This window comes from Kitasatospora sp. NPDC036993 (assembly GCF_055607525.1).
Genome location: NZ_JBVJRP010000002.1, coordinates 287,483 through 314,250, shown reverse-complemented (window position 1 = coordinate 314,250; position 26,768 = coordinate 287,483). Strand labels below are relative to the sequence as shown.

At 74.4% G+C, this 26,768-nt stretch carries 25 protein-coding genes and 1 pseudogene; 16 read left to right on the top strand and 10 right to left on the bottom strand.

Going from position 1 to position 26,768, the window contains the following annotated elements:
* Positions 1 to 9 precede the first annotated feature (9 nt).
* The 3 genes from paaC to paaE are packed head-to-tail and all read left to right on the top strand — an operon-like array spanning position 10 to position 2,735.
* Positions 10 to 966, top strand: coding sequence for a 1,2-phenylacetyl-CoA epoxidase subunit PaaC (gene paaC, locus ACZ7C5_RS04795; RefSeq protein WP_470321973.1), 957 nt, complete (start codon positions 10 to 12; stop codon positions 964 to 966).
* Positions 967 to 1,016: 50 nt separating this feature from the next.
* On the top strand, positions 1,017 to 1,601 hold the full coding sequence (gene paaD, locus ACZ7C5_RS04790; protein WP_470321972.1) for a 1,2-phenylacetyl-CoA epoxidase subunit PaaD: 585 nt from the start codon (positions 1,017 to 1,019) through the stop codon (positions 1,599 to 1,601).
* Entirely contained in the window at positions 1,602 to 2,735 is a 1,134-nt protein-coding gene (gene paaE / locus ACZ7C5_RS04785; RefSeq protein WP_401084596.1) for a 1,2-phenylacetyl-CoA epoxidase subunit PaaE, read from the top strand.
* 3 nt (positions 2,736 to 2,738) lie between these two features.
* Here paaE and ACZ7C5_RS04780 read toward each other — a convergent pair whose 3' ends face one another.
* Positions 2,739 to 3,908: an NAD(P)-binding domain-containing protein gene (locus ACZ7C5_RS04780; protein ID WP_401084593.1), complete on the bottom strand. Its 1,170-nt coding sequence runs from the start codon at positions 3,906 to 3,908 to the stop codon at positions 2,739 to 2,741.
* A gap of 175 nt (positions 3,909 to 4,083) precedes the next feature.
* Positions 4,084 to 4,455, bottom strand: coding sequence for a YbjQ family protein (locus ACZ7C5_RS04775; protein ID WP_188300673.1), 372 nt, complete (start codon positions 4,453 to 4,455; stop codon positions 4,084 to 4,086).
* A gap of 125 nt (positions 4,456 to 4,580) precedes the next feature.
* On the opposite strand from ACZ7C5_RS04775, the gene ACZ7C5_RS04770 reads away from it, so the two are divergent.
* Complete coding sequence (locus tag ACZ7C5_RS04770) at positions 4,581 to 5,510, top strand: hypothetical protein (RefSeq protein WP_401084590.1); 930 nt, start codon at positions 4,581 to 4,583, stop codon at positions 5,508 to 5,510.
* A gap of 248 nt (positions 5,511 to 5,758) precedes the next feature.
* Complete coding sequence (locus ACZ7C5_RS04765) at positions 5,759 to 6,472, top strand: peptidyl-tRNA hydrolase (protein ID WP_401084588.1); 714 nt, start codon at positions 5,759 to 5,761, stop codon at positions 6,470 to 6,472.
* Between the two features lie 255 nt (positions 6,473 to 6,727).
* Here the strand turns inward: ACZ7C5_RS04765 and ACZ7C5_RS04760 are convergent, their stop codons facing one another.
* From ACZ7C5_RS04760 to ACZ7C5_RS04750, 3 genes are read right to left on the bottom strand one after another with little or no spacing between them, the layout of a single operon-like run.
* Positions 6,728 to 7,471: a hypothetical protein gene (locus tag ACZ7C5_RS04760; protein WP_470321971.1), complete on the bottom strand. Its 744-nt coding sequence runs from the start codon at positions 7,469 to 7,471 to the stop codon at positions 6,728 to 6,730.
* Positions 7,472 to 7,500: 29 nt separating this feature from the next.
* Positions 7,501 to 8,271, bottom strand: a complete 771-nt coding sequence (locus ACZ7C5_RS04755) for an ABC transporter permease (protein ID WP_470321970.1) — start codon at positions 8,269 to 8,271, stop codon at positions 7,501 to 7,503.
* A complete protein-coding gene (locus ACZ7C5_RS04750) occupies positions 8,268 to 9,185 on the bottom strand; it encodes an ATP-binding cassette domain-containing protein (RefSeq protein ID WP_470321969.1) in 918 nt (305 codons plus the stop codon). Before ACZ7C5_RS04750 ends, ACZ7C5_RS04755 begins: the two co-directional genes overlap by 4 nt.
* Positions 9,186 to 9,385: 200 nt before the next feature.
* Between ACZ7C5_RS04750 and ACZ7C5_RS04745 the strand changes: the two genes are divergently transcribed.
* On the top strand, positions 9,386 to 10,669 hold the full coding sequence (locus tag ACZ7C5_RS04745) for a sensor histidine kinase (protein WP_470321968.1): 1,284 nt from the start codon (positions 9,386 to 9,388) through the stop codon (positions 10,667 to 10,669).
* Positions 10,670 to 10,713: 44 nt separating this feature from the next.
* The gene (locus ACZ7C5_RS04740; protein WP_188300735.1) at positions 10,714 to 11,373 is read left to right on the top strand and encodes a response regulator transcription factor; all 660 of its coding nucleotides are present in this window, start codon (positions 10,714 to 10,716) and stop codon (positions 11,371 to 11,373) included.
* Between the two features lie 163 nt (positions 11,374 to 11,536).
* Here ACZ7C5_RS04740 and ACZ7C5_RS04735 read toward each other — a convergent pair whose 3' ends face one another.
* From ACZ7C5_RS04735 to modA, 3 genes are all read right to left on the bottom strand, one after another.
* Positions 11,537 to 12,613 (bottom strand): ABC transporter ATP-binding protein, encoded by a 1,077-nt coding sequence (locus tag ACZ7C5_RS04735; protein WP_401084575.1) that lies wholly within the window; start codon positions 12,611 to 12,613, stop codon positions 11,537 to 11,539.
* 103 nt (positions 12,614 to 12,716) lie between these two features.
* Positions 12,717 to 13,538 carry an ABC transporter permease gene (locus ACZ7C5_RS04730; protein WP_401085278.1) on the bottom strand — a complete coding sequence of 274 codons (822 nt, stop codon included), beginning with the start codon at positions 13,536 to 13,538 and terminating at the stop codon, positions 12,717 to 12,719.
* Positions 13,539 to 13,630: 92 nt separating this feature from the next.
* Positions 13,631 to 14,482 (bottom strand): molybdate ABC transporter substrate-binding protein, encoded by an 852-nt coding sequence (gene modA, locus ACZ7C5_RS04725; protein ID WP_470321967.1) that lies wholly within the window; start codon positions 14,480 to 14,482, stop codon positions 13,631 to 13,633.
* A 316-nt stretch (positions 14,483 to 14,798) separates the two neighbouring features.
* Between modA and ACZ7C5_RS04720 the strand changes: the two are divergent.
* The 7 genes and pseudogenes from ACZ7C5_RS04720 to ACZ7C5_RS04690 all read left to right on the top strand — a co-directional run.
* A pseudogene (locus ACZ7C5_RS04720) lies at positions 14,799 to 14,951 on the top strand (RNA ligase (ATP)); the annotation flags it as partial.
* 119 nt (positions 14,952 to 15,070) lie between these two features.
* A complete protein-coding gene (locus ACZ7C5_RS04715) occupies positions 15,071 to 16,483 on the top strand; it encodes a cytochrome P450 (RefSeq protein ID WP_401084570.1) in 1,413 nt (470 codons plus the stop codon).
* Positions 16,484 to 16,868: 385 nt separating this feature from the next.
* Positions 16,869 to 17,768 carry an MHYT domain-containing protein gene (locus tag ACZ7C5_RS04710; RefSeq protein ID WP_470321966.1) on the top strand — a complete coding sequence of 300 codons (900 nt, stop codon included), beginning with the start codon at positions 16,869 to 16,871 and terminating at the stop codon, positions 17,766 to 17,768.
* Between the two features lie 121 nt (positions 17,769 to 17,889).
* Positions 17,890 to 20,835, top strand: a complete 2,946-nt coding sequence (locus ACZ7C5_RS04705) for a sensor histidine kinase (protein WP_470321965.1) — start codon at positions 17,890 to 17,892, stop codon at positions 20,833 to 20,835.
* Positions 20,832 to 21,242 (top strand): roadblock/LC7 domain-containing protein, encoded by a 411-nt coding sequence (locus ACZ7C5_RS04700; RefSeq protein ID WP_188300661.1) that lies wholly within the window; start codon positions 20,832 to 20,834, stop codon positions 21,240 to 21,242. The genes ACZ7C5_RS04705 and ACZ7C5_RS04700 overlap by 4 nt, the downstream gene beginning before the upstream one ends.
* Before the next feature lie 143 nt (positions 21,243 to 21,385).
* Positions 21,386 to 21,727, top strand: a complete 342-nt coding sequence (locus ACZ7C5_RS04695; protein ID WP_401085276.1) for a DUF742 domain-containing protein — start codon at positions 21,386 to 21,388, stop codon at positions 21,725 to 21,727.
* Positions 21,728 to 21,860: 133 nt separating this feature from the next.
* Positions 21,861 to 22,433 carry a GTP-binding protein gene (locus ACZ7C5_RS04690; protein ID WP_470322097.1) on the top strand — a complete coding sequence of 191 codons (573 nt, stop codon included), beginning with the start codon at positions 21,861 to 21,863 and terminating at the stop codon, positions 22,431 to 22,433.
* A 225-nt stretch (positions 22,434 to 22,658) separates the two neighbouring features.
* On the opposite strand, the gene ACZ7C5_RS04685 is transcribed toward ACZ7C5_RS04690, so the two are convergent.
* Complete coding sequence (locus tag ACZ7C5_RS04685; protein WP_401084562.1) at positions 22,659 to 23,030, bottom strand: hypothetical protein; 372 nt, start codon at positions 23,028 to 23,030, stop codon at positions 22,659 to 22,661.
* A gap of 236 nt (positions 23,031 to 23,266) precedes the next feature.
* Between ACZ7C5_RS04685 and ACZ7C5_RS04680 the strand changes: the two genes are divergently transcribed.
* Entirely contained in the window at positions 23,267 to 23,986 is a 720-nt protein-coding gene (locus ACZ7C5_RS04680; RefSeq protein WP_470321964.1) for an RNA polymerase sigma factor, read from the top strand.
* 45 nt (positions 23,987 to 24,031) lie between these two features.
* The gene (locus tag ACZ7C5_RS04675) at positions 24,032 to 25,090 is read left to right on the top strand and encodes a hypothetical protein (protein WP_470321963.1); all 1,059 of its coding nucleotides are present in this window, start codon (positions 24,032 to 24,034) and stop codon (positions 25,088 to 25,090) included.
* Positions 25,091 to 25,269: 179 nt separating this feature from the next.
* Here ACZ7C5_RS04675 and ACZ7C5_RS04670 read toward each other — a convergent pair whose 3' ends face one another.
* Complete coding sequence (locus tag ACZ7C5_RS04670) at positions 25,270 to 26,682, bottom strand: cation:dicarboxylate symporter family transporter (RefSeq protein WP_470321962.1); 1,413 nt, start codon at positions 26,680 to 26,682, stop codon at positions 25,270 to 25,272.
* Between the last annotated feature and the right edge of the window lie 86 nt (positions 26,683 to 26,768).

Below are 26,768 nucleotides of genomic sequence, written 5' to 3'. Positions count from 1 at the left end.
GGAGCCACCGTGCACGACCACACCACGTCCACCAGCGCCACGTCCACCGGCACCGCGGGCACCAGCACCGCAGGCACCGGCGCCGACCGGGACGACCACGTCTACCTCAGCCTCGCCGGGGCGACCCCCGGCCCCGAGGGCGAGGGCCGCTGGGCGTACGGGACGGGCTTCGCCGACCCGCTGCTCGGCGTGGACACCGCCCTGCACGCCGGTCTGGACGGCGCCGACCTCGCCGCCTACTGCCGGATGCTGGGCGACGACGCCCTGATCCTCGCCCAGCGGCTGATCGAGTGGTGCACCCGCGCGCCCGAGCTGGAGGAGGAGGTCGCGCTCGCCAACCTGGGCCTCGACCTGCTCGGCCAGGCCCGCCTGCTGCTCACCCGGGCCGGCCAGGCGGACGGCACCGGCCGCACCGAGGACGACCTGGCGTACTGGCGCGAGGAGCAGGACTTCCGCAACGTCCGCCTGGTCGAGACGCCGAACGGCGACTTCGCCTGCTCGATCGCCCGGCTGCTGCTGTTCGCCACCGCGCGCGGCGCCCTGTACGAGGCGCTGAGCGCACATCCCGACCCGGTCGTGGCCGCGGTCGCCGCCCGGGGTGTCAAGGAGCTGGCGTACCACCGGGAGTACGCCACCGCCTGGACGCTGCGCCTCGGCGACGGCACGCCGTACTCCGCCGAGCGGATGCAGGCCGGGCTGGACGCCGTCTGGCCGCTGCTGGAGGAGCTGTTCACGGCGCACCCGGTGGAGCTGCGGGCGGGCGTCGACCCGGGGACCGTGCGTGAACCGGTGCTGCGCTCGCTCACGGCCGTCCTCACCGAGGCCGGGCTGACGGTGCCGGACGTGCCGCCGCTGGCCACCGTCCTCGGCCTGGCCGGCCGGGACGGCGTGCACACCGAGGCGCTCGGCCCGCTGCTCGCCGAGCTCCAGGTGGTGGCCCGCGCCCACCCGGGAGCGACCTGGTGACGGGCGACCGCGCCATGGACTCAGCGGGCGCAACGGGCACGGTGGACCGGATGACCCGCGAGTCGGCCTGGGCCGTCGCCGCGGCCGTCCCGGATCCGGAGTTGCCCATGCTCACGCTGGCCGACCTGGGCGTCCTGGCCGAGGTGGAGGCGGACGGCGCCCACGGCACGGTGACCGCCTGGCTGACCCCGACCTACTCGGGCTGCCCCGCCGTCGCCGAGATGGCCGCCGACGTGGACCGCCGGCTGCGCGCGGCCGGATACCCGGACGTCCGGGTACGGCTGCGGCTGGACCCGCCGTGGTCCACCGACCTGATCACCGCCGAGGGCCGCCGCAAGCTCGCCGCGGCGGGCATCGCCCCGCCGCGCGCGACCGCCGCCGTGACCGGACCGGTCGCGCTCCTCCTCGGCCCGACCCGCACCGGAACCGTGCCCGGAGCGGTGCCCGGAGCCGGGACCGGTACTTCGCCCGGCAGGGCGGCCACGGCCACGACCGCGGTCGCGCCCCCCGTACCGTGCCCGCACTGCGGCGGCACCGACACGGAGGAGCTGTCCCGCTTCGGTTCCACCGCCTGCAAGGCGCTCTGTCGCTGCCGGACCTGCCGCGAGCCCTTCGAACGCGTCAAGGAGATCTGAATGCCCGCCGCTTCCGCCGCCGACACCCAGCCGCCCGGCATCCGCCCCGCCCGCCGCCCGGCCTTCCACCGGCTGCGGATCGACCGGGTCGAGCGGCTCTGCGAGGACGCCGTCGCGGTGACCTTCGCGGTGCCGGACGGGCTGGCGGAGGAGTACGCCTTCCGCCCGGGGCAGACCCTGACCCTGCGCGAGCTGGTGGACGGCGCTGACGAGCGTCGCTCCTACTCGATCTGCGCCCCGGTCGGCGGACCGCTGCGGATCGCCGTCAGGGAGGTGCCCGGCGGGCTGTTCTCGCGCCGGCTGGTGCGCGAGGCGCGGCCCGGCGACGAGGTGGAGGTGCTGACGCCGTCCGGGCTGTTCACCCCCGAACTCGGCGTTCCGGCCGACCACGTGCTGCTCGCGGCCGGCTCCGGCATCACCCCGATGCTGTCGATCGCCGCCTCCGTGCTGGCCGCCGACCGCAGCTCCACCGTCACCCTGCTCTACGGCAACCGGCGCAGCGACACGGTGATGTTCGCGGACGAGCTGGCCGACCTGAAGGACCGCTACCTCGGCCGCTTCCAGCTGGTCCACGTGCTCTCCCGGGAGACCAGGGACGCCGAACTGCTCAGCGGCCGGCTCGACCCCGAACGGGTGCGGGCGCTGCTGGCGGCACTCGTGGACGTCGGGAGCGTCGGGCACTGGTGGCTGTGCGGCCCGTTCGGGATGGTCGTCGGGGCGAAGGAACTGCTCACCGAGCTGGGCGTGCCCGGCGAGCGGGTGCACCAGGAGCTGTTCCACGCCGAGGACGAGCCGCTCCCGGAGCGCGACGAGGACTGGGACCGGACGGACACCTCGTCCGACGGCGCGCCGGGCGCGCGGAGCGAGGTCACCGTCGTCCTCGACGGCCGCGGCAGCACCCTGTGCCTCCCGCGCGACCGCTCGATCCTGGACGGAGCCCAGCGCTCCCGCCCCGATCTGCCGTTCGCCTGCAAGGGCGGGGTCTGCGGCACCTGCCGCGCCCTGGTCACCGAGGGCGAGGTGGAGATGCGCCGGAACTTCGCGCTGGAGGAGAAGGAGCTGGCCGCCGGCTACGTCCTCACCTGCCAGGCCCGCCCGCTCACCGACCGGGTGACCGTCGACTACGACCGCTGAGCCTCAGACGGCGGCGGGCGCCATCGCCGGCTCACCGAGTTCCGGCTCACCGGGGGCCTGCTCACCGAGCGTCGGCTCGCTGAGTTCCGGTTTCCCGGGCGCCGGCTTCCCGAGCACAGGATCTCCGAGCAGCCTGACCAGGTCGTTGACGGCCGCGCGCCCGGCCCGGTTGGCGCCGACGGTGCTGGCCGACGGGCCGTAGCCGACCAGGTGGACGCGCGGGTCGGCGGTGGCCCGGGTGCCGGTGAGCGCGATGCCGCCGCCGGGGGAGCGCAGCCCGAGCGGGGCGAGGTGCCCGACCTCGGGCCGGAAGCCGGTCGCCCAGACGATCGCGTCCACCGCCAGTTCCTCCTCGCCCCAGGCGACCCCGTGCTCGGTCAGGCGGTCGAACATCGGCCGGCGGTGCAGCGCGCCCAGCTCCTCGGCGCGCCGGTAGGCGACGGAAGGGCCGAGCCCGGTCACGCTCACCACGCTGCGCACCGGCAGCCCCTGCCGGACCCGCTCCTCGACCTTCGCGACCACCGCACGCCCGTACTCGGGGGTGAACGGGCCGTCGTGGTAGACGGGTGCGGAGCGGGTGACCCAGACCGTCTCGCCGACCGCCGCCACCTCCGAGAGCACCTGGATCGCCGAGGCGCCGCCGCCCACCACCAGCACCCGCTTGCCCGTGAACTCCTCGGGGCCGCGGTACTCGGCGTAGTGCAGCTGCCGGCCGGCGAAGCGGCCCGGGTAGTGCGGGAGGAAAGGGCGGGTCCAGGTGCCGGTGGCGTTGATCAGCGCGCGGGTGGACCAGGTGCCGCGGTCGGTCTCGACCAGCAGCCGGGAGTCCGGGCGCTCGTTCTCGGCGCGTACGGCGCGCACTGTGACCGGGCGTACGACCGGGAGCGCGTGCTGGGCCTCGTACGCCGCGAAGTACCTCGGAACCACCTCGCGCGCGGGGGCCTCGGGGGCCGGCGGCGGGAATTCGGCGTCCGGGAGGTCGTGGACGCCGTGCACGGTGGCCATCCGCAGGGACGGTGAGCGGTGCGCCCAGGCGCCGCCGGGTGCGGCGTCGGCGTCGAGGACGACGAAGCCGCCGTCGGCCCCCGCCCGGTGAGGGGCGAAGCCGCGGCGGCGCAGGTGATAGGCAGCGGACAGACCTGCCTGTCCGGCGCCCACCACCAGGACGTCCACGCGCTGGGGAACGCTGTTCGTTGCACCGTAAACAGTCACGCCCGTGAAACATCGGGGGTTCGGCGGCTGTTCCCGCCGGTGTCCGGTCGGCATGTCCGCCGGTGCGACCCGTCGGTGTGCCCCGCCGGTGGGCGTGAACGGGACGCGTGAGACCGGGGCCGTGAACGGGGGTGCGTCAGGTCAGCGGGGAGATCACCGCGGCGGTGCCGTAGGCGCAGACCTCGGTGCCGACGTCGGCCGCCTCCGTGACGTCGAACCGCATCATCAGGACAGCGTTGCCACCGCGCGCCTTGGCCTGCTCGACCAGCCGCTGCATCGCCTCGTTGCGGCTCTCGACCAGGGTCTTCGTCAGACCGCGCAGCTCGCCGCCGATCAGCGACTTCAGACCGGCACCGATCTGGCTGCCGATGTGGCGGCTGCGGACGGTCAGCCCGAAGACCTCGCCGATCACGTGGTCGACCCGGAAACCGGGGATGTCGTTGGTGGTCACGACCAGGACGTCGGCGTTCGGGCCCTGCCCGCCGCCGTACTCGTTGATGTCAGCCATGGGGCCCATCCTGCCAAGTTCCTGCGTCCGAGTGACCGAGGCAGGGCCGGGCAGTGGCCGAGAAGGCTTCCGGAAGCTGGTCCGGACCGGTGATCGGGGGACCGAAAAGCCGTACCGTTAGCCCCATGGGCGAGCGAAGCGATCATCCACAGGGGCCGGGCGCGGCGGAGGAATCCGGTGCGCAGGAGATCGAGGCGACGGTGGTGCTGGGCCTGCGGATCACCGACTGGCCGGCCCTGCGCGCGGCCGCGATCAGGGTCGTCGAGGAACTGGACTTCCACGGCATCGACACGGCCGGCCAACGCCGCGAACTGCTGCGCGAGGTCGCCGAGGACGCGAACGCGGCGCTCGGCGCGCTGCTGCATCCGGACCGGCTGCTGGCCGCCATCCCCGGCGTCGAGGCGGTCGGCGGAACGCTGGAGATCAGCGTCACCGAGGACTTCTCACCGGACTTCGCCGAACTGTTCCCGCTGGAGGGCGACGAGGAGGAAGGCGGTGCGGGCGCGGACTGGACGCTCACCCCGCGCACCGCCTGCCTGCTCCACACCCAGCTGATCGGCCTGGCCGACGCCGCCTACGACGACTTCGACGAGCACGGGGACGAGGCGGTCGCCGACGGCGACGACACGGACTGGACGGTCTTCGCCCGGCTGCCCGAGCGCACCTGGCGGATGCACCGGAACTGGCGCCGCGCGATGGCCAGGGCCTTCGACGACCTCGCCGACGACCTCGCGCTCGGCGAGTGGCCGCTGCCGCGCTGCCTGGCCGAGGAGATCGCGCTGCGGATGGCCCTGGTGGACGCCCGGGCACTGCTCGGTGCGCAGCCCGAGTCGGTGGCGGACATGATGGGCGACCTCCCGGCCGACCTCTACGACTACGACTGGGACGGCTGCCACGACGAGCTGTTCGGGGTCTACGGGCCGGACGACGGGGATCCGGAGCTGGCGGCGGAGCAGCGTACGGAGGTGCTGCTGGCGGCGACCCACCCGGAGGGCTGGTTCCTGATGTACGAGGACGCGGAGGAACGGGACCCGCAGCGCGGCTACCGGCGCTGACCCGTTGCGGCGGCCGTTGACCGGCTGCGGCAGCCGCACCGGCCCGGCTTCGCGGTTGTCGTCCGGGCCGGGCGGCGGGCGGCCCGGCAGCTGCCGCGGTGAACGCCGGGGCGGGGCCTCGGGCGGAACGCCGGTGTGCCCTCCGAGGTGAACGGGGCGGGCCGAGTCGGCCGGGACGGGGCTGGCATGCTGGACGGGTGACTTCTCCTTCCGCTGCCCCGACCTCCGCTACGCCGACCTCCGCTTCCGTGACCCCCGCCGCTGTGGCCGACCCCGGCGACGCCTCGGAGCCCGAGGGTCGCGACGCCCTGCCGCAGTACGTGCTGCCGCTGGTCGTCCGGCTGGAGCGGGCCACTCCGCCGGGCCGGACGGACGCGCTGGAGACTTCGGCCCGCGCGGTGCTCACCCTGCTGGCCGACCCGAGGGTGACCGAGGCGGACGGCGAGTGGACGGAGCGGGTCGCGGCCTGGGAGGACGCCCGGATCCGCAAGGTGGTCCGCCGGGCCAGGGGCGGGGAGTGGCGCCGGGCGGGCGAGCTGCCGGGCGTCACGGTGCGCGGACGGGAGGCGGAGGTGCGGGTGTTCCCGCCGATCCCGCTGGACGGCTGGCCGAAGGACCTCGCCAAGCTCCAGGTGTCCGGGACGGACCTGGAGGAGACGGCCGAGGTCGACGCGCCCGAGCCGGGGCTGCCGGTGTTGTGGCTCAACCCGGAGCTGGAGATGAGCGCGGGCAAGACGATGGCGCAGACCGGGCACGCCGCCCAGCTCGCCTGGTGGCGGCTGGACGAGGCGCAGCGCAAGGAGTGGGCCGAGGCCGGCTTCGCGCTCGCGGTCCGGACGGCCGCCCCGGAGGCGTGGGAGGAGCTCGTCCGCAGCGGGCTGCCGGTGGTCCAGGACGCGGGCTTCACCGAGATCGCGCCCGGCAGTTGCACGGTGATCGCGGAGCACCCGGCGCTGCGGTGACGGCCGGCTGACGGGTGGCCGACGGGCAACGGGTGACGGACGGCGGCTGGCAGGGGGCAGCGGACGGGTGACGGAGAACGGATGACAGCGAACAGGTAACAGCGAACAGGTAACAGCGGACAGATGTCAGCGAACAGATGTCAGCGAACAGATGTCAGCGAACAGATGTCAGCGAACAGATGACAGCGAACAGATGACAGATTTCGAAATCTGTCATCTGTTCGCTGACACCCGTCGGCCGCACCCCGTCGGCCGTCAGCTGTGCTCGTACCGCCGGATCGCCCGCAGGCCGCCCAGGACCGCCAGGGTGGTCCAGGCCGCCATGATCAGCAGCCCGGTCCAGTGGCCGTAGTGGATGCCCGCTTCCGTCTGGGTCCGTGTCGCGTACAGGCCGGCCCGGTCGGGCAGGAACTGGCCGAGTTCGCGGACGCCCGGGATGGCGGCCAGCCAGGTGGTCCCCAGGAACACCATCGGTGTCAGCAGGCCGAGCGCGGCGCTGAAGTTGCCCAGCACCGCGGTCAGTCCGAGGCAGAGCAGCACCATCATCGGGTGGTACAGCACACCGGCCAGGAAGCCGCGGGCCAGGCCAGGAGTGGAGAGGTCCAGGCCCACGGTCGTGCCGACGGCCAGGAACGAACCCGCCGTCGAGGCCAGCCCGAGCAGCAGCCCCAGCCCGGCGCCCAGCGCGAGCTTGGCACCGTACAGCCGGCCGCGCCGTGGCACGGCGGTGAGGGAGGTGCCGATCATGCGGGTGTTGAACTCCTGCCCCATCAGCAGGATGCCGAGGCAGGCCACCGCGACGTGACCGAACAGCAGCCCGTAGAAGATCCCGCCGGCCGGGTCCTCGCCGGGGGTGTGGTCCTTCGCCCCGTAGGCGACGCTGACGGCCGCCGTGATGCCGACGGTCAGCGCCAGGGCGACCAGCGGGGCCGCCCACTGTGACGGCAGGGTGGTGAACTTGACCCGTTCGGCGCGCAGGGCGTCGGCCATCGTGCTCATGTCCGTCCTCGACTTCCTTTCACCCGTGGTCACTTGGTACGTCGCAGGGCGCGCAGGCCGCCCAAGACCGCCAGGGTGGTCCAGAGCGCCATGATCAGCAGCCCGGTCCAGTGGCCGTAGGCCACCTGCGGGTCGTCCGTGTACCGCAGCGCGTACTGTCCGGCCCGGTCGGGCAGGAACTGGACCACCCGGTGCACCCCGGGCAGGCCGCCGAGCAGCGGGGAGAGCAGGAAGAGGGACGGGACCAGCAGGCCCATGGCGGCGGTGAGGTTGCCCAGCAGGGCGGTTGTCCCGAGGCAGAACACCACCAGCAGCGTCTGGTAGAGCACTCCGGCGACGGCCGCGCGGACGAAGGCGGGCCCGTCCCAGTCGGCGGGGACGGTGGCGGCGTACCCGGCGAAGGCGCCCGCCGTGCCGACGGTGCCGACCGCCAGCCCGACCAGCGCGCCGAGCGTCAGCTTGGCGCCGTAGAGCCGGCCGCGTCGCGGGACGGCGGTGAGCGAAATGTCCAGCATGCGGGTGTTGAGCTCCTGGCCGATCAGCAGGATGCCGAAGCAGATCAGCGCCGCCTGGCCGAAGTTGAGTCCGTAGAAGATCCCGGCACCGGGGTCGTCGGTGATGCTGTGGTCCTTGCCGCCGAGGGAGGCACCGATGGCGGTGGTGGCGCCGGCGGTGAGCGCCAGGGCGAGCAGCGGGGTGATCCAGAGCGAGCGGAGCGTGGTGAGCTTGATCCCCTCGGCGCGCAGGGCGTTGCGGGCCGGGCTCGGGGAGAGCGGCGCGGCAGTGGGCGGCGCGTTCACGGGGCGGCCTCCGCCCGGTACTCGACGCTGTCGGCGGTCATCCGCATGAACGCCTCCTCCAGGGAGTCCTGTTGCACGGCGATCTCGTACAGCACCACGCCGTTGGCGGTGGCGAGCGCGGCGATCCGCTCGGGTTCGGCGCCGCTCACCTCCCAGGCGCCGTCGCCGACTTCGGTGGCGTCGAGGCCGTGGCCGGTGTCGCCGAGCAGGGCGGCGAGCTTGGCCGGGGCGACGGCGCGGACCCTGATCCTGGTGCGGCCGTGACGGTCGATGAACTCGGAGGTGGCGGCGTCGGCGAGCAGCCTTCCGCGCCCGATCACCACCAAGTGGTCGGCGGTGAGGGCCATTTCGGTCATCAGGTGAGAGGAGACCAGCACCGCCCTGCCCTCCGCGGCCAGGTCGCGCAGCAGGGTGCGGATCCAGCGGATGCCTTCCGGGTCCAGACCGTTCACCGGTTCGTCGAGCAGCAGCACCGGCGGGTCGCCGAGCAGTGCGGCGGCGACTCCCAGGCGCTGGCGCATGCCGAGGGAGAAGCCCCGGACCCGCCGCCCGGCGGCGTCGGCCAGACCGACCTGGCCGAGCACTTCGTCGACCCGGCGGGCCGGCAGCCCGTTGCTCGCGGCGAGCCAGCGCAGGTGGCCGTGCGCGGTCCGGCCGCCGTGCAGGGCCTGGGCGTCCAGCAGTGCTCCGACCGTCCGCAGCGGATCGGGGAGTTCGACGTACGGTCGGCCACCGATCAGGGCGTGTCCGGCGGTCGGCCGGTCGAGGCCGAGGGCAAGGCGCATGGTGGTGCTCTTGCCGGCGCCGTTCGGGCCGAGGAAGCCGGTCACCACGCCGGGCCGGACCCCGAACGTCAGGTCGTCGACGACGCGCCGGCCGTCGTACTCCTTGGTCAGGCCCCGGATCTCGATCACGGCCCGCTCCCTTCGTTCCCGTCGTCGTTGGTCTCCGCCGGTGCCGGCTGTGGTGGGCCCCGGCGGTGGCTCCATTCGACCGGAGCGGGCCGGTGCGGCGGATCCCGCCGGCGCGGGGAGCCCTCTCCCTCCTGGGAGGGAGGCCGTGGGCGGACCGGCGCGGGAGCCGGAAGACGGGGGCGGCCTGGCAGGATGGCCCGATGCCCACGATCGCAGCGCTGAAGAGCGCGGTGTCCGGAACCGCCGCGCCGGGAAGCAGGGCTCCCGGGATCGTCGCGCCGTTGACGGCCGGCGCCACCTACGCACGACTGCTGCACCTGCTGGTCGGATGGATCTTCGCGGGCATCGTGCTGATGGTCTATCCGGGGACGGGGGACAAGGGCCTCGGCGAGATCCTGATGAAGAGCATCGCGCTGGACACCGTGCTGCTCGCACTCGCCGCGCTCATCCCGGCGGCACGGCGAGCCGAAGGCGTGCAGGCCCGTCTGCTGCTGGTGCCCGACCGTGAGGAGGACATCGCCACCGAGCCCTCCCGCACCTGGGCCGACCGGAGGCGCACGGCCGGCTGGGTGATCGGCCGGGTCGCGCTCGGTTCGGCGGTCGGCTTCGCGCTGGTCTTCGCGCTCACCGCCGGCTACCAGGGGCTGACCGGTCCGCGGGCGCTCTGGTACCTCCCGCTCTCCCCGCTGATGGCGCTCGGCTCCGGCTGGTTCCTGGTGTACGCGGGCCGCCTCCAACTCGCCATGGCCGTAAGGCTGCTGGGGCCGTCCCCGGCCGAGCGGCTGGCCGAGGCGGAGCTGCGGGCCGAACGCCTGCTGGAGCGCAACCGGCTGGCCCGCGAGCTGCACGACTCGATCGGCCACGCCCTGACGGTGACGGTCCTCCAAGCGGGAGCCGCGCGGGAGGTCGGGGATCCGGCCTTCGTCGCCAAGGCGCTCGAAGTCATCGAGGAGACCGGCCGGCGGGCCATGGACGACCTCGAACGCACCCTCGTCCTGCTGCGCGAGACCCCGGCCGGGGCGAACGGGGTGGCCACCGAGCAGCCCGGGATCGACCAGCTGCCCGCACTGTTCGACACCGCCCGGGCGGCCGGCAGTCCGGTGGACGCGCGGGTCGAGGTGCCGCCCGGCACACTGCCGGGGGTGCTCTCCCGGGAGTCGTACCGGATCGTCCAGGAGGGCGTCACCAACGCGCTCAAGTACGCCCCCGGCGAACCGGTCGACATCCGGATCGCCGTCCGCGACGGTCTGTTGGAGCTGAGCTGCGCCAACCGGCTGCCCGGCGTGGGACGTTCGGCGGACGGGACGGCGCGGGCCTCCGTCGGTGGGGCGGGCAGAGGCGCAACGCGCAAGGGCGGCAAGGGATTGCGCGGCATCCGCGAGCGCGCCACCCTGCTCGGTGGGGAGGCGACGGCGGGGAAGTCGGAGGACGGGAGCGGGCAGTGGGTCCTGACCGTCCGGCTGCCCCTACGCTTGGGCACGTGACGAACGATCTTGTGAGGGAAGGTCCGGCCGCAGCCACCGCCGGGATGACGGACATCCTCCTCGCCGACGACGAGGAGCTGATCCGGGCCGGTCTGCGAGCCGTTCTGGAGGCGCAGGGGGACCTGCGGGTGGTCGGCGAGGCGGCCGACGGCGCGGAAGCGGTCGCCCTGGCCCGCGCGCTGCGTCCGCAGGTGGTGCTGATGGACGTCCGGATGCCGGTGCTGGACGGCCTGGCGGCCACCCGCGAACTGCTGCGCCCCGGCGCACCGGGGGAGCGCCCGCCGCGGATCCTGGTCGTGACCACCTTCGAGAACGACGACTACGTGTACCAGGCGCTGCGCGCGGGCGCCGACGGCTTCCTGCTCAAGCGCACCCGTCCGGCCGAGATCGCGCAGGCGGTACGGCTGGTGGCGGCGGGTGAGTCGCTGCTGTTCCCGGCCGCGATCCGCCGGCTGGCCGCCGGGCACGGCAACCCGGGTGCCCGGGCGGCGATGGAGCGGGCGGCACTGACCGAGCGCGAGGCGGAGGTGCTGCGGCTGGTCGCGCGCGGCCTCAGCAACGGGGAGATCGCCGAGCAGCTGTTCGTCGGCGTGCAGACGGTGAAGACGCACGTCAGCAGCGTGTTGGCGAAGCTGGGCGCACGGGACCGCACCCAGGCGGTGATCGCGGCGTACGAGTCGGGGTTCGTCGAGCCGGCGGAGTGACCGGCGCCCGGCCGGGCACCGGGAGGCCTTCCGGGGTGCCCTTGTCGTGGGGAGGCCAGGTCAGGGGACGGGCGGGTCAAGTGGCGGCCGGATCAGCGGACGGCCGGGTCAAGGGGCAGGCGGGTCAGGGGACGGCCGGCCGGGTCAGGGACGGGCGGGGCCGTCAGGCCGGGTAGGCGTGGGTCTGGGCGGCCTTGACCGAGGCCCAGACCGGGACGCCCGGAGCCAGCTCCAGCTCCGCGACGGCGGCCGGGGTGAGGTCGGCGGCCATCGGCAGCTCGCCGGCGAGTTCGGCGCGGACCTGGTCGCCGTGCAGGTCCAGCCCGGTGACCTCGGCCTGCCACAGGTTGCGCGCGCTGGTCAGCGGGCGCTCCCGGTACAGCGTCACAGCGGAGGGCGGGAAGGCGACGAAGGCCGGACCGTCCAGTTCCTCGGTGGTGGCGAGGATCGTGCCGTCCGGGAGCGTGACCCGGCTGCCGTCGGCCCGCCCCTGGTAGAGGTTCAGCCCGACCAGCCGGGCGATGTAGTCGGTGCGCGGGCGCCGGGCGACCTCCGCCGGGCTGCCGGACTGCACCTCCTGCCCGTCCTCGATCACCACCAGCCGGTCGGCCAGCACCATCGCGTCCAGCGGGTCGTGCGTCACCAGCACCGCCACCGCCTCGAACTCGGCGAGGTGGCGCCGAAGTTGGGCCCGTACGTCGAGCCGGGTGCGGGCGTCCAGGGCGGCCAGCGGCTCGTCCAGCAGGAGCAGCCGGGGGCGTACGGCGAGGGCGCGGGCGAGTGCCACCCGCTGGGCCTGACCGCCGGAGAGCCGGCCGGGACGGACCGTCGCGTGGTCGGCCAGGCCCATCAGCTCCAGCCAGCCGGCCGCCTCGGCCCGTGCCTCGCGCTTGGGACGGCCCTGGCAGCGCGGGCCGAAGGCGACGTTGTCGAGCGCGCTGAGGTGCGGGAACAGCAGGTAGTCCTGGAACACCACGCCGACCGGCCGCTCCTCGGCGGGGGTGTGCACGCGCCGTGCCGGGTCCTCCAGGAGGCGGCCGTCCAGGCGCAGGTGGCCGCCGGTGAGCTGGAGCAGTCCGGCGAGGGCGCGCAGGGCAGTGGACTTGCCGGCGCCGTTGGGGCCGAGCAGTGCGACCACCTCGCCGGGGGCGGCGGTGAGGGCGAGGTCCAGGGCGAACGCGGCGCGTTCGACCCGCAGGCGGGCGTCCAGGGCGGGGCCGGGGAGGCGTTCGGTGCTCATCGGGGCGGCGTCCAGGTGTCCGGGGGTGTGTCCGAGGCGGTGTCAGCGGCGGTGTCAGCGGCGGTCTCAGAGGTGGAGGCCGAGGCGGCGGGTGCGGGCGCGGTCACGGCGTCGACAGCCAGCGGTCGCGCAGGCCGGCCAGGACGGCGACGGAGACCACCAGCAGCACCAGTGACAGCGCGATCGCCGCCTGCGGGTCGGACTCCATGGCCAGGTAGACGGCCAGCGGCATGGTCTGGGTGCGGCCGGGGAAGTTGCCCGCGAAGGTGATCGTCGCGCCGAACTCGCCGAGCGCCCTGGCCCAGGCCAGGACGGCTCCGGCGGCGATCCCCGGGGCGATCAGCGGCAGGGTGACCCGCCGGAACGCGGTCAGCCGGGAGGCGCCCAGGGTCGCGGCGGCCTCCTCGTAGCGGGGATCGGCGGCCCGCAGCGCCCCCTCGACGCTGATCACCAGGAAGGGCATCGCCACGAACGCCTCGGCGATCACGACCCCGGTGGTGGTGAACGGCAGCGTGATGCCGAAGGCCGAGTCCAGCCAGGAGCCGACGATGCCGCGCCGCCCGAGCACCAGCAGAAGCGCCACACCGCCGACCACCGGTGGCAGCACCAGCGGCAGGGTGACCAGCGCCCGGATCACCCGCCGGCCGGGCAGCTCGGTGCGGGCGAGCAGCCAGGCCAGCGGGACGCCGAGGACCAGCGCGACCGCGGTCGCCGCGGTCGCGCTGATCAGCGACAGACGCAGCGCGTCCCAGACGGCGGTGCTGGTGAGTTGCTCGGACAGGCTGCTCCAGGGTGCCCGGATCAGCAGACCGACCAGGGGCAGGACCAGGAACGCCAGTCCGAGCAGCGCCGGGAGCAGCAGCGTGACCGGGACGCGGTGCGGGCGGCGGCCGCGCGGGCGGATGCCCGGGCGGTGGCGCGGCAGGGACTTCGCGGGTCCTGTCCCGCCGCCCTCGGCGGCGCCGGTCCTGAGGTCCCGGCCGGGGCGGTTCTCTCCGGGGCCGGTGCTGCGGTCGCTCACGGCGCCTGGAAGCCCGCCGCGGTCAGCACCTGCTTGGCTTCGGGCGACTGGACGTACGCGACGAAGGCGGCGGCGCCGTCCTTGTTGGGTGCCTTGGCGAGCGCGGCGATCGGGTAGTCGTTCACGGCCTTGTCGGCCTCGGGGAAGTCCACACCGTCGATCTTCGCAGCATCGGCCCGCACGTCGGTCCGGTACACCAGTGAGGCGTCGACCTCGCCCAGTTCGACCTTGGTGAGCGCGCCCTTGACGTCCTGCTCCAGGGTGACCGGGGTGAGGTCGACGCCGGCGGCCTTGAGCGCGGTCTGGGCGGCGGCGCCGCACGGCACCTCCTTCGCGCACAGGGCGACCTTGACGCCGGAGGCGGTGAGGTCCTTGAGGCCGGAGATGTGCTTGGGGTTGCCCTTGGGGACGGCGATGGTGAGCGCGTTCCTGACGAAGGTCGTCGGCTGCCCGGCGGCGCCGCCCGCGTCCGTCACGGTCTTCATGGTGGCGGGGCTGGCGGCGGCGAAAACGTCCGCCGGGGCACCGGAGTTGATGCTGGTGGCGAGGCCGGAGCTGCCGCCGAAGTTGAAGGTGACCTTGGAGCCCGGGTTGGCGGCCTCGAACTTCTTGCCGAGGTCGGTGAAGGTCTCCTTGAGGGAGGCGGCGGCGAAGACGGTGACCGTCCCCGAGGCCTTGGGGACGCCGCCGCTGCCGGCCGCGGAGGAGGCGGCGGAGCCGTCCGAGGAGGCCGTGGCACCGGAGGACTTGCCGCCGTCGCTGCCGCAGGCGGTGACCCCGAGGCCGAGAGCGAGGACCGCCGCGACGGCGACGGTGAGCCTGCGGGTGGTGGTCGTACGGGTGCTCATCGGGGCTTCCCCTCCCGGGTACGCGCCGGATGAGGCGCGAGGGACTGGTCGCAGGTGCGGCCATGACGGCGATCATAGTGCCGCAAATACGAGCGATACATCCCCTGTCGGTTCGCATGGGCGGGGACCGACGCCGGCCTCCGTGCCGCCGCGGGACGGCTCAGGCAGCTCAAGCGGGCCTGGTGGTCGTGGCGGCCTTGGTGGACGTGGCGGGGCGGGCCCGTGGGGCGATGGCGGCGGGCCGCCCGGGCGGCGCGTGCCGTTCGGTTCGGTTCGGTTCGGTTCGAGGATCGTCCCGGGGTTCGCCCGGAGCGAGGAGGCCTTCTCCGGACGTGAACCGCGCCTGCGCGAAGGCGTGGTGGTGCGGCCGCTCGCCGAGCGCTGGAGCCCCGCGCTCGGGGGGCGTGCGATCGCCGAGGTGGTCGGCGACGCTTACCCGACCCGCAAGGGGGGCACCGAATACGAGTGAGGCGGGGCCGGAGCCGGCCGGGCGGGTCGGTTCGGCCGGGCGGGTCCGGGCTCGGCTCCGTCCGGTGCCGACTGCCCGTCGGCGGCGTCGACGGGCACATCCCCGCGCAAGGAGTGCCGATGGCCACCGAAGCAGTCCCCGTTCCCGTTCCCGCGGGCGTCCCGGTGCCCGCACCCACCTCCGCCATACCCGTCCCGGCCGGGATCCCGCTGCTCGGATCGCTGTTCGACCTCACCCGCCGCCCGCTGCGCAGCTACCTCGCGGCCCGCCGCGACCACGGCGACGTGGTGCACTTCCAGGCCGGGCTGCCCGGGCTGCGGGCCGACTTCTACGGGGTGTTCTCGCCGGAGGGTGTCCACCAGGTGCTGGCCGGCGAGGCGGCCAACTTCCGCAAGGAGGACGCCTTCTACGACGAGCTGCGGACCAACGTCGGCAACGGCCTGCTGACCAGCCAGGACGCGGAATACCAGCGCCAGCGCCGGCTGGTCCAGCCGCTGTTCACCCGGCGCAGGGTGGACGGCTACGCGGACGCGATCGCCCGGGAGGCGCAGTCGCTCGCCGAGCGCTGGCGGGCGGTGCCCGGCGGGGTGGTGGACGCGGCGGAGGAGACGTCCAGGTTCGCGCTGCGGACGGTCGCGCGCGTCCTCTTCGGCACCGACGTGGAGGAGGCGGTGGCGGTGGTGCACCGAAGCTTCCCGGTGCTCGGCGAGTACGTGAAGGAGCGTGGCTACGCGCCGATACGGCTCCCGCGCACCTGGCCGACCCCGTCCAACCGGCGCGGTGCGGAGGCTCGGCGGGCGCTGTACGAGGTCTGCGACCGGATCATCGCCGAACGGGCCGCACGTGACGGTGGCGACGAGGCCGCGGACGACCTGCTGACCCTGCTCGGGCGGGCCCGCGACGAGCACGGCGACCGGCTGGACCCGGACGAACTCCGCGACCAGGTCCTGGTGTTCCTGCTCGCGGGACACGAGACCACGGCCACCGCGCTGGCCTTCGCGCTGCACCTGCTGGCCAAGCACCCCGAGCAGCGGAGGCTCGCCAGGGAGGAGGCGCGGACCGTCCTGGCCGGGCGGGTGCCCACGGCGGCGGACCTGGACGCGCTGCCGTACATCACCCGGGTGCTGAAGGAGGCGATGCGGCTCTACCCGGCGGCGGCGCTGGGCGGGCGGCGGGCGGTCGCGGAGACCGTCATCGGCGGGTACGTGATCCCGGCGGGGGCGCAGGTCGTGGTCGCGCCGCTGGTCACCCACCGGCACCCGGACCACTGGGCGGACCCGGAGCGCTTCGACCCCGACCGCTTCCTGCCGGAGGCGGAGAAGGCCAGGCACCGCTACGCCTGGTTCCCGTTCGGCGGCGGGCCGCGGGCCTGCATCGGGCAGCACTTCTCGATGCTGGAGGCGGTGCTGGCGCTGGGGGTGCTGCTGCGGGACTTCGAGATCGAGGCGGTCGACCAGCGGGTGGCGCTCGCCCAGGGGATCACGCTGCGGGCGGCGAGCCCGATGCGGATCCGGGTGACGGCGGGCGGCTGACAGTCGGCGGCTGACGGCTGACGGCTGACGGCGGACTGCTGAGAGCGGACAGAGTTCAGCGGACGGATGACAGATTTCAGATTCTGTTATCTGTGCGCTGTTATCTGTGCGCTGTTATCTGTCGGCTGTCATTTGTTCGCCGGTGCGCCGCCGTCCATCGCCCACTGGGCACAGGACCGGGACATTCGAACACAACGCCCTCGCTCTGCGGGCAGCTTTTCAGATCTTTCTTTGGCTGATTCCGGCCCCTCGGTAGCGTCCCACGCACCCCAGGCCGGAAGCGCACATGCGGTTGGCATATGCCCTTCGTATGCAGTCCGCCCGGTGAGGGGAGCCCGGGCGCATCGCGTACCGCCCCGGGCCCGACCGGTCGACCGGAGGTCCCATGGGCACCCTCAACCATCTCAGCCTGGGCTGGCTGACCCCCGTCCTCTCGTACCTGATGGCCTGCGCCGGAGCCGCCCTCGGGCTGCGCTGCACGCTGCGCGCCATGGCCGCGAGCGGCCCGGCCCGGCGGAACTGGCTGATCACGGCCGCCGCCGCGATCGGCTCCGGCATCTGGACCATGCACTTCGTGGCCATGTTCGGCTTCACCGTCGACGGCACCGAGCTGCGCTACACCGTCCCGCTGACCGTCCTCAGCCTCGCGGTCGCCGTCCTGGTCACCGGACTCGGCCTGACCGTGGTCTGCCACGGCCGGCACCGCGGCCTCTCCCTGCTGTCCGGCGGAGTCACCACCGGCCTCGGCGTGGCCGCGATGCACTACCTGGGGATGGCCGCCGTACGGATGCACGGGGGCCTGCACTACGACGCAGGGACGGTCGCGCTGTCCGTGCTGGTCGCGGTCGGTGCCGCCACCGCCGCGCTCTGGGCCGCCGTCACCATCCGCAACGTGTACGCGGCCGCGGCCGCCGCGATGGCCATGGGCCTCGCCGTCAGCTGCATGCACTACACCGGCATGGCCGCCGTGCACGTCCGGCTGGACCCGACCAGGGCGGGGCTCGACGGGGCCAGCCCGATGGAGTTCGTCTTCCCGCTCGCCGTCGGCCTCGGCTCGTTCCTCTTCCTCGCCTCGGCCTTCGTGGCGCTCTCGCCGACCGCCCAGGAGCGGGCCGGCTACCGGGAGGCGGGCGAGCCGGTCGTCGAGGAGTTCTCCGCCGAGGCCCCGGGCGCCGATCCGGCCCGCCCCGAGCGCACCCCGACCGAGGCCGAGGCCGGGCAGCGCGAGGCCGGGCACCGCGGTGTCGGGCGCCACGACACCGGGCGGCGCGACCGCGCGGCTTGAGCACCGCCTCCCGGCGCACGCTCCCGCGCCCGCAACCGCGTTCCCGTCCCCGCGTTCCCGTCCCCGTGTTCCTCCCCCGCGTTCCCGTCGACGCCCTCCCGCTCGAAAGGCTCCTCAGCTCATGCGAGAAGACCGCGGCACCGCCCCCGGTGCCCGCCGGGGTGCCCATGCCGGGCCGCCTGCCCGTCCGCCGCGCCCAGGACCGTGGCTGCGCGGGCTGCGCCCCCGGACCGTCCGCGCCCGGATCATCGCCCTGCTGATGGTCCCGGTCGTCTCCGTCATCGCCCTGTGGGGGTTCGCCACCGTCACCACCGCCCAGGGCGTCTGGGACCTGCTGCGCCAGCGCGACGCCCAGCGCACGGTGCTCACGCCGGTCGCGGAGACGGTCGCCGGGCTGCAAGCCGAACGCACCGCCGCCGGTCAGCTGCTGGCCGCCCCGGCGGCCGCCCCCACCGCCGCCCGGGAGAGCGCCCTGCGCGAGGCGGCGACGGCCACCGACCGGGCGTTCACCCCGCTGTTCCCGGACGCCCGCCACCCCGGCCAGGGTTACAACCGTGCGGACGCCCAGGGCCTGGGCGGTGACGCGGCCACCCGGCTGGACGCCCTCGGCAGCTCGCTCGCCGCCCTGCCCGTGCTGCGGAGCCGGGTCCTGGACAGGAGCGTCGGCTGGCCCGAGGCGTACGCCGCGTACGGCGAGGCGGTGGACCGGGCGCTCGCCGCCGCCGGCGCCGTGGCACCGTTCCAGGAGCGGCAGATGGCCGCCGACGCGCGGGTGCTGCTGGAGCCGGCCCGGTCCAGGGAACTGCTCGCCCGTGAGGACGCGCTGCTGCGCTCCGCCCAGCTGTCCGGTGCGCTCGGTGACGACCAGCTGCGGGAGTTCTCCGGCGCGGCCTTCGCCCGGCGCGCGTTCGAGCTGGGCTCCGCCGCCGACCTGCGCCCCGCCGAGCGGGAGGCGCTGCTCGCCGTCACCGGTGGCCAGGACCACCGCGAGCTGGCCGGGTACGAGGACAGGGTCCGGGCGGCCGCCGACGGCCGGGCCGCCGTCGCGGCGGTGCCGGCGGACCGCTGGGCGATGGTCGCGGGCAACGTGGCCGGTGCCCTGAGGGCCGTCGAGGACCAGGCTGGACGAATCGCCGCCGAGCGCCAGGACCCTTACCCCCTGGGCCTGTTCACCCCGTCCGGGATGGCCGTGCTGCTGGGGCTGGCCGGGGTGATCGCCTCGCTGGTGATCTCGGTGCAGATCGGGCGCGGTCTGGTCACCGAGCTGATCGGCCTGCGGAACTCGGCACTTGAGCTGGCCGGGCGCAAACTCCCGGCGACCATGCGGAAGTTGCGCGCGGGGGAGGAGGTGGACATCGAGGTCGAGGTGCCCCGGCCGGTGGAGCGGGGCGACGAGATCGGCCAGGTGCACCGGGCGCTCGGCACTGTCCAGCGGGCGGCCGTCACGGCGGCGGTCGAACGGGCCGAGGTGCTCTCCGGGGTCTCCGGGGTGTTCGTCAACCTCGCGCGCCGCAGCCAGGTCCTGGTGCACCGCCAGCTCACCCTGCTGGACGCGATGGAACGCCGCACCGAGGACCCGTCCGAGCTGGCGGACCTGTTCCGCCTCGACCACCTCACCACCCGGATGCGCCGCCACGCCGAGGGCCTGATCATCCTCTCCGGGGCCGCCCCCGGCCGGGGCTGGCGCCGGCCCGTCCCGCTGGTGGACGTGGTGCGCGCGGCCGTCTCGGAGGTCGAGGAGTACGCCCGGGTCGAGGTGCATCCGCTGCCGCGCGCCGCCGTGGCCGGCCACGCCGTCGCGGACCTCACCCACCTGGTGGCCGAACTGGTCGAGAACGCCACCGGCTTCTCCCCGCCGCACACCCGGGTGCACATCCGGGGTGAGCGGGTCGGCAACGGCTTCGCGTTGGAGATCGAGGACCGTGGCCTCGGCATGGGCCCTGAGGTCCTGGCCTCGGCCAACCGCCGGATCGCCGCCGCCGAGCAGAGCGACCTCTTCGACAGCGACCGGCTCGGCCTGTTCGTGGTCAGCCGGCTCGCCCGGCGGCAGGACGTCAAGGTCTCCCTGGTGACCTCCGCGTACGGAGGCACCACCGCCGTCGTCCTGCTGCCCACCACGCTGCTGGCCGAGGAGACGGCGGAGGTGGGGACGGAGGACGAGCGGTACGGCTTCGAACCGGTGGGGCCAGTGGCGACTTCGGGCGGCAGGGCGCTCGGGTCGGGATCGGCGGTCGGGGCGGGGCCGGTGGATCCGGTGGTCGGCGGGTGGGCTCAGCAGGGCGCTCCGGAACGGGAGTTCGCGCCGGAGCCCGGCCGGGTGGACGACCCGACGGGCGGTGCGGGGGACGACCGGAGCGGCGATCCGACCGGCGATCCGACGGGTGTCCCGGTCGGCGGCCCGTGGCACCGGGAGCCCCCGCGGGGCGGGGGGAACGACGGGCTTCCGGCAGCGGGTGGGCCGCCGTCGGAGGGCGGGGCGCTGCTGGCGTTCGGCGTCCGGGGCGCCGACCCCGGACCGTTGCGCCGCACCCCCTTCCGGGCCTCAGGGCCCCGGGTGGCCGGTCCGGCTGCGGACGAGGGTGCGGACGAGGGTGCGGGTGCGGAAACCCGTCCGCAGGCCGGGCCGCCGCATCCGTACGGTGCGGAGCCGAGCCGTACGGGACCGTGCCCTGAGCCGGAATCCGGACCGCCCTCGGGCGGTCACCGGGTCGACCAGGGCCCCGAGGAGTTGCCGCGCCGGACCCGCCAGGCGAGCCTCGCGCCGCAGCTGCGCGAGGCTCCGACCCGCCCGGCCCCGTACGGCCGTCGCACGGCCGCCGCCTCCGCCGCGCCCTCCGCCTCCGATGTCGCCGCCGAGTCCGGCTCCGGTGACGGCTACCGCGACGGCTGCGGGCCCGCGGGCCGCAGTCCCGAGGCGGCCCGGGCGGCGATGGCGGCCTTCCAGAACGGGTGGGCGCGCGGCCTGTCCCCGGAGGGTCGGCGGGACGGGCAGCCCGCCGACCCTCCGCAGTCGCCGCGGTCGCGCCACCCCCGACCCTCGTCCCGACCCGAAGGAGACCGTCCGTGATCGCCACCACCCACCGCGCGGGGGAGCTGAACTGGCTCCTCGACGAGCTGGTCCAGCGCGCCCCCGAACTCCGCTTCGCCGTCATGCTCTCCGCCGACGGCCTGGCCATGGGCACCTCGGCGGGCCTGGCGCGCGAGGACGGCGAGCACCTGGCCGCCATCGCCTCCGGCTTCCACAGCCTCGCCAAGGGCGCCGGTCGGCACTTCGGTGCGGGCGAAGTCCGCCAGACCATGGTCGAGTTGGAGGGCGGCTACCTGCTGGTCGCGGCGGCCGGGGAGGGCACCTGCCTCGCCGTGTTCGCCACCGCCCGGGCCGACCTCGGTCTGGTCGCCTACGAGATGGCCAGACTGGTCCGCCGGGTCGGGGAGCACCTGAGCGCCCCGCCGCGGGCGGTGGGCGGCCGGTGAGTCCGGTGCCCCACCCGCACCGGGGGCGACATCCGGAGCATCCGAGGGCCGAACCCGACGGTCACCCCCGCAACCCGCTGGCCGCGGCCCACCGGGCCCGCTGGTACGACGAGGAGGCCGGGCCGCTGGTCCGTCCGTACGCGATGACCCGGGGGCGTACCGGCACCGGGGAGCAGCAGTTCGACCTGATCGCTCTGGTGATCACCGAGCCGCCCGACCCGGCGTTCGGTCCGGCGTTCGGTCCGGCAGCGCCCGAGCCGCCGGTCGGCCCGGAGCAGGCGCGGATCCTCGCGCTGTGCCGGGCCACTCCGTTGTCCGTGGCCGAGCTGGCCGCCGACCTCGACCTTCCGGTGGGCGTCGTGCGGGTGCTGCTCGGTGACCTGCTGACGGCCGGGCTCATCCGGGTCCGCCGTCCCGTTCCGCCCGCCCTGCTCCCCGACGAGCGCATCCTCCAGGAGGTCATCCGTGGACTCCGTGCACTCTGACCACCCGTCCGACTCGTCCGACTCGTCCGAGCGGTTCGATCCGACCGACCGGTTCGGCCCGTCCGGTCCGTCCGATCCGCGCCGCCGGCCGGATCCGTTCGACCTCGCGGGGCCCGAGGACCCCGACGGCACCGTGCTCGCGCTCAAGATCCTGGTGGCGGGCGGCTTCGGAGTCGGCAAGACGACGCTGGTGGGCGCGGTCAGCGAGATCCGCCCGCTGCGCACCGAGGAGCGGCTGACCGAGGCCGGGCGCGGGGTGGACGACCTGGACGGCGTGGAGCGCAAGTCCACCACCACGGTGGCGATGGACTTCGGCCGGATCACCATCCGAGACGGCCTGGCGGTCTACCTGTTCGGCACCCCGGGGCAGGACCGGTTCTGGTTCCTCTGGGACGAGCTGGCCCAGGGGGCGCTCGGTGCGGTGGTGCTCGCGGACACCCGCCGGCTGACCGACTGCTTTCCGGCCGTCGACTTCTTCGAGCACCGGGGCATTCCGTTCGTGGTCGCGGTGAACCGGTTCGCCGGAACGAGGGACTTCGGCCCGGAGGAGGTCGCCCGCGCGCTGGACCTGGACGCCGGCACTCCCGTGCTCCTGTGCGACGCGCGTCGGCGGGCCTCGGGCAAGGAGGTGCTGATCAAGCTGGTCGAGCACGCGGGCCGGGTGCACGCCGCCCGGCTGCTTGCGGAGGTCTCGTCGGTGGGCTGAGTCGGCAGGCGGAGGTGGCGGACGGAGTTCAGCCGACAGGTTTCAGATGACAGATAACAGATGACAGATTTCGAAATCTGTCATCTGTTATCTGTCGGCCGTTCGCCCGTCACCAGCCGCCCGTCACCCGCCGGTCCGGCCTGCCCGAGGCTTCGGCCGGGCTTCGGTCGGGGGCCGGTCCGGTCCGGCTGGGTCCGGTCGGGCTTCGGCCGAGGGATCGATGGCTCAGCTGTGCCACTGGAAGACGATCTTCGTCCAGCTGGACCCGGGGCACTTGCCCCAGACCGCCCAGGCCTCCGGTCGTGCGCCGATCCACAGGCCGGTGGTGTGCGAGCCGTCGGCACAGTAGGTGACGGTGCGCAGGCGGCCGGAGTAGACGTTGCAGTATCCCTCCCAGCGCCAGCCGTAGTTGCCGGTGATGACGCAGCGGTAGGCGTCGGCCGTGATGGTGTTCGAGGGTTCGATGGACCCGGGCGTGACGGTCCGGTGCCGGACCGTCGCCGCGGCGGCCGGCAGGGCGGTGGCCCCGAGCACGCCGAGGGCGGCCGCGGCGGCCAGTCCGAACGTGGTGATCTTCCTGGCGATGCAACCTCGCATGGTGGTTCTCCTTGCCGAGGGTTCTCGTCGAGCGGCGCGTCCGGGCCGCCGGGGCGTCCGCGCGAAGGTGAAGTCCGGCCTCCCGTACCGCTGGTGACGTGTTGCGTACGATTGACTGCGCACGGTGAGACGACGAACTATGATGTGACCTGTGTCACAACTCGTCCGGTCAGGTCACATCCCTTGCGGCCAGGCCAGACCGGGCGTTCGGGGTGCCGATTTCCGGGGAGAGCGGCATGGCGGATTGCAGTGGTCGGAGTGCGGGCGGCGGACGGGGAAAGGACTTCGGTCCGAGCGGGAACGGCGACCAGGAGGCCGAATTCAACCGGGTGTTCACGGATCTGCTGCCCAGGCTTCAGCAGGCGGCGGCCTCACTGGCCGGCAGTCCGCTCGCCGCCGGGGACGTCGTCCATGACGCGTACCTCCGGATCGCCCGTCGGCCGGAGCGCTTCCTCGGCCATCCGCAGCCGTACGCCTACGCGTTCACCACGATGGTGAACATCCTGCGCGACCAGTGGCGCAGGGAGCGGCGCCGGGTGCCGATGTCGGAGATTCCGGAAGTGGCCGACGCCGCCGCGCGGGACCGGGGGGCGTTCGACCCCCCGACCGGCGGGATGGTCGAGTTGCAGGCGCGCTGGGAGGTGCTGCGGCTGCTGGGTTTCCTGACCGACAAGCAGGCCCGCGTGGTGGTGCTGGTCGACCTCGACGGCTACAGCGTCGACGAGGCGGCCGAACTGCTCGGGCTGCACCGCAGCACGCTGGCCGTCACCCGGCGCCGCGCCCACGGCCGGCTGCGCGCCGTCCTCCAGCGGGAACGCGAGCGCGACTGCGAACGCGAGCGCGGACGCGAGGGGGAGCACGGCCACGAACGGGGGTGCGAGCGGGGCGACCGGGCTCGGCGGCGGAGCCCCGGGCGCGGCATCGGGTGCGACCGCCGCTCCGACGCACCGAGCTGACGGCAAGTCAGCTGATGCGCCGCCCGGGCCCGTACGCTGCGAATCGTGATCACGTACGAGGACGGCCGCCTGCGTGCCCTGGCCGAGGACGGCCGCTGGCCCGAACTGCTCGCCGCCTACCGGCAGGGCCGGGCGGCAGCCGTGGCGGAGGCGGGGGAGGAGGCCGCCGCCGCCCTGACCGCACCGCTCGGGCATCTGATCGCCTACGCGGCGCCGCCCGAGCTGGCCGTCCGGCTGTTCGACCGGGACGGCGGCGCGGGGACGGCCGCCGGGGTGGCCGACCACGACGCCGGTCCGCTCTGGGAGGTGCTGGCGACCCGGCACTCCTGGCTGCGGCTGGCCCCGCTGCTCGGCCCGGCTCCGGTGCGACGGCTGGTCGCGCACACCAGGGCGCTGCTCGGCGAGGACCTCGGGTACGGGGCCGAGCCCGACCCGGAGGGAGTGCCGCTGCGGCTGGAGCCGTGGGAGGCGGCCGGCTGGGACGAGGCGGCCAGGGTGCGTGAGTACCTGCCCGGCGGGGGTGCGCGGAGCGCGCTGCTGACCCTGCCGGCCAGCCGGGAGGGTCTGGGCGAGGTGGAGCTGCCGCCCTTGGCGGGGCAGCCGGGAGACAGGCCGGACGGGCCGCGGGTCGCCCGGGCGCTGGCCGGACTGGGCGCGCTGGCGCCGTGGGCGCAGACGGTGTGTGTCCGGGGCCGGGCTCCGGCGGCCGCGGCCCTGCTGGCCCGCGACCGCAGGGTGGTCGGCGGGTACCTGCCGTTCGCGCTCGCCTATCCGGCGCTGGTGCGCGCCGCCGCGGTGGGACGGGCGCAGGGCTGTGCGCACGGGAGGCTGGGCCTGTGGCGGGCACTGGCCGCGATGGCCGGCGCGGCCGGGTCGCACGGAGTGGACGGCCGGGGCGCACCGGATGGCCGGGGCGCACCGGGCGGTCAGGGCGAGGCGGACACGGTGGACACGGCCGACCGGGGCGAGGTGAACGCCCTCGTCGCCCGGATGCGCTGCTTCACCTGGCAGGAGCCGTCGGCCGGGCTGCACCATCTGCACGTCGCACTGGAGGACCCGGTCGGCGGGGTGGCCTGGGCGGTCAGCGGCTCGCAGGAGCTGTGACGGGCCTCGGCCGCGCGGGCCGGCCGACCGAGGGCCGGCCGACCGAGGGCCGACCGGGGGTTGACCGGCCGGGGGCCGAAGGAAGCCGAGCGGAAAAGCAAGGACCCCCGATCCGGCGCCGTTACCGGGGGTTGGTTGGGAGGCGCCGGATCGGGGGAGTTCGGGGGTCGCTGCCGGGCTCAGACTCCGGCGGGGGCGGCGCCCTGGGCGGGAACGGTCCCAGGGGAGTCGGCAGAGGGGGCGTCCGGCGCGGCGGGGCCGGTGGGCGTGCCGTGGGTGCCGACCAGCGTCCGCTCGTCGAAGGGCAGTCCGCCGGCCAGCACCTGCCGGGCACGTTCGGCGTCGAGCTCGCCGGTCCAGTGCCCGATCAGTACGGTCGCGACGGCGTTGCCCGCGAAGTTGGTGAGCGCGCGGGCCTCCGACATGAAGCGGTCGATGCCGACGATCAGGCCGACCCCGTCCACCAGCGCGGGCTTGTGCGACTGGAGACCGCCCGCGAGGGTGGCCAGCCCGGCGCCGGTGACCCCGGCCGCGCCCTTGCTCGCGATCACCATGAAGACCAGCAGGGAGAGCTGCTCGCCGACCGACATCGGCTTGTCCATCGCCTCGGAGATGAAGATCGAGGACATGGTCAGGTAGATCGCGGTGCCGTCCAGGTTGAAGCTGTAGCCGGTCGGCACGGTGATGCCGACGACCGGGCGGCTGACGCCCAGGTGCTCCATCTTGGCGATCAGGCGGGGCAGCGCGCTCTCGGAGGAGGAGGTGGAGAGGATCAGCAGGAACTCGCGGCCGAGGTACTTCAGCAGCGCGAACACGTTGACCCCGGCGACCAGGCGCAGCAGCGTGCCCAGCACCAGGACCACGAACAGCGCGCAGGTCACGTAGAAGCCGACCATGATGACGGCCAGGCTCTTCAGCGCGGCGGTGCCGGTGGCCCCGACCACGGCGGCCATCGCCCCGAAGGCGCCGACCGGTGCGACCCACATGATCATCGACATGATCCGGAAGACCAGCCGCTGCACGTGCTCGATCCCGCGCAGCACGGGCGCGCCGGCCCGGCCCATCGCCTGGAGCGCGAAACCGGTGAACAGGGCGACCAGCAGGGTCTGGAGCACCTTGCCCTGGGTGAGGGCGGAGAACAGGGTCTCGGGGATCATCCCGAGCAGGAAGTCGGTGGTCGACTGGGCGCCGCCGGCCGCCGCCTGGGCGTGACCGGACTTGGCGAGCGCGGCGGTCAGGTGCAGGCCGCCGCCGGGCTCCAGCAGGTTGCCGACCACCATGCCGATGGCCAGTGCGACGGTCGACATGACGAGGAAGTAGCCGATGGCGAGGCCGCCGACCTTGCCGACCTTCGCGGCCTTGGTCACCGAACCGATGCCCAGGACGATGGTGCAGAAGATCACCGGGCTGATCATCATCTTGATCAGGTTGACGAAGCCCGTGCCGACCGGCTTCAGCTCCACGGCGAAACCGGGGGCGGCCAGACCGACCACCACACCCGCGACCACCGCTGCGATCACGGCGAGGTAGAGGTAGTGGGTGCGGTCCTTGCGTCTGGGTTCCGCCGCCGTGGCGGCTCCGTCGATCGACATCTGCGGCTCCCTTGCCGTGCAGTCCTGGCGGCCCCGGGGGATGGGCCGCTCCGACTATGGGCTCCCCGGGTGACGGAGGTCACGTT

Excerpts from the sequence above, each read along its gene's own strand:
- ACZ7C5_RS04685 (WP_401084562.1), bottom strand. The coding sequence starts at position 23,030 with ATGCGAGGTTGCATCGCCAGGAAGATCACCACGTTCGGACTGGCCGCC.
- ACZ7C5_RS04775 (WP_188300673.1), bottom strand. The coding sequence starts at position 4,455 with ATGGCTGACATCAACGAGTACGGCGGCGGGCAGGGCCCGAACGCCGAC.
- ACZ7C5_RS04740 (WP_188300735.1), top strand. The coding sequence starts at position 10,714 with ATGACGGACATCCTCCTCGCCGACGACGAGGAGCTGATCCGGGCCGGT.
- ACZ7C5_RS04735 (WP_401084575.1), bottom strand. The coding sequence starts at position 12,613 with ATGAGCACCGAACGCCTCCCCGGCCCCGCCCTGGACGCCCGCCTGCGG.
- ACZ7C5_RS04680 (WP_470321964.1), top strand. The coding sequence starts at position 23,267 with ATGGCGGATTGCAGTGGTCGGAGTGCGGGCGGCGGACGGGGAAAGGAC.
- ACZ7C5_RS04715 (WP_401084570.1), top strand. The coding sequence starts at position 15,071 with ATGGCCACCGAAGCAGTCCCCGTTCCCGTTCCCGCGGGCGTCCCGGTG.
- ACZ7C5_RS04670 (WP_470321962.1), bottom strand. The coding sequence starts at position 26,682 with ATGTCGATCGACGGAGCCGCCACGGCGGCGGAACCCAGACGCAAGGAC.
- ACZ7C5_RS04770 (WP_401084590.1), top strand. The coding sequence starts at position 4,581 with ATGGGCGAGCGAAGCGATCATCCACAGGGGCCGGGCGCGGCGGAGGAA.
- ACZ7C5_RS04710 (WP_470321966.1), top strand. The coding sequence starts at position 16,869 with ATGGGCACCCTCAACCATCTCAGCCTGGGCTGGCTGACCCCCGTCCTC.
- modA (WP_470321967.1), bottom strand. The coding sequence starts at position 14,482 with ATGAGCACCCGTACGACCACCACCCGCAGGCTCACCGTCGCCGTCGCG.
- ACZ7C5_RS04705 (WP_470321965.1), top strand. The coding sequence starts at position 17,890 with ATGCGAGAAGACCGCGGCACCGCCCCCGGTGCCCGCCGGGGTGCCCAT.
- paaD (WP_470321972.1), top strand. The coding sequence starts at position 1,017 with ATGACCCGCGAGTCGGCCTGGGCCGTCGCCGCGGCCGTCCCGGATCCG.
- ACZ7C5_RS04695 (WP_401085276.1), top strand. The coding sequence starts at position 21,386 with ATGACCCGGGGGCGTACCGGCACCGGGGAGCAGCAGTTCGACCTGATC.
- ACZ7C5_RS04745 (WP_470321968.1), top strand. The coding sequence starts at position 9,386 with ATGCCCACGATCGCAGCGCTGAAGAGCGCGGTGTCCGGAACCGCCGCG.
- paaE (WP_401084596.1), top strand. The coding sequence starts at position 1,602 with ATGCCCGCCGCTTCCGCCGCCGACACCCAGCCGCCCGGCATCCGCCCC.
- ACZ7C5_RS04760 (WP_470321971.1), bottom strand. The coding sequence starts at position 7,471 with ATGAGCACGATGGCCGACGCCCTGCGCGCCGAACGGGTCAAGTTCACC.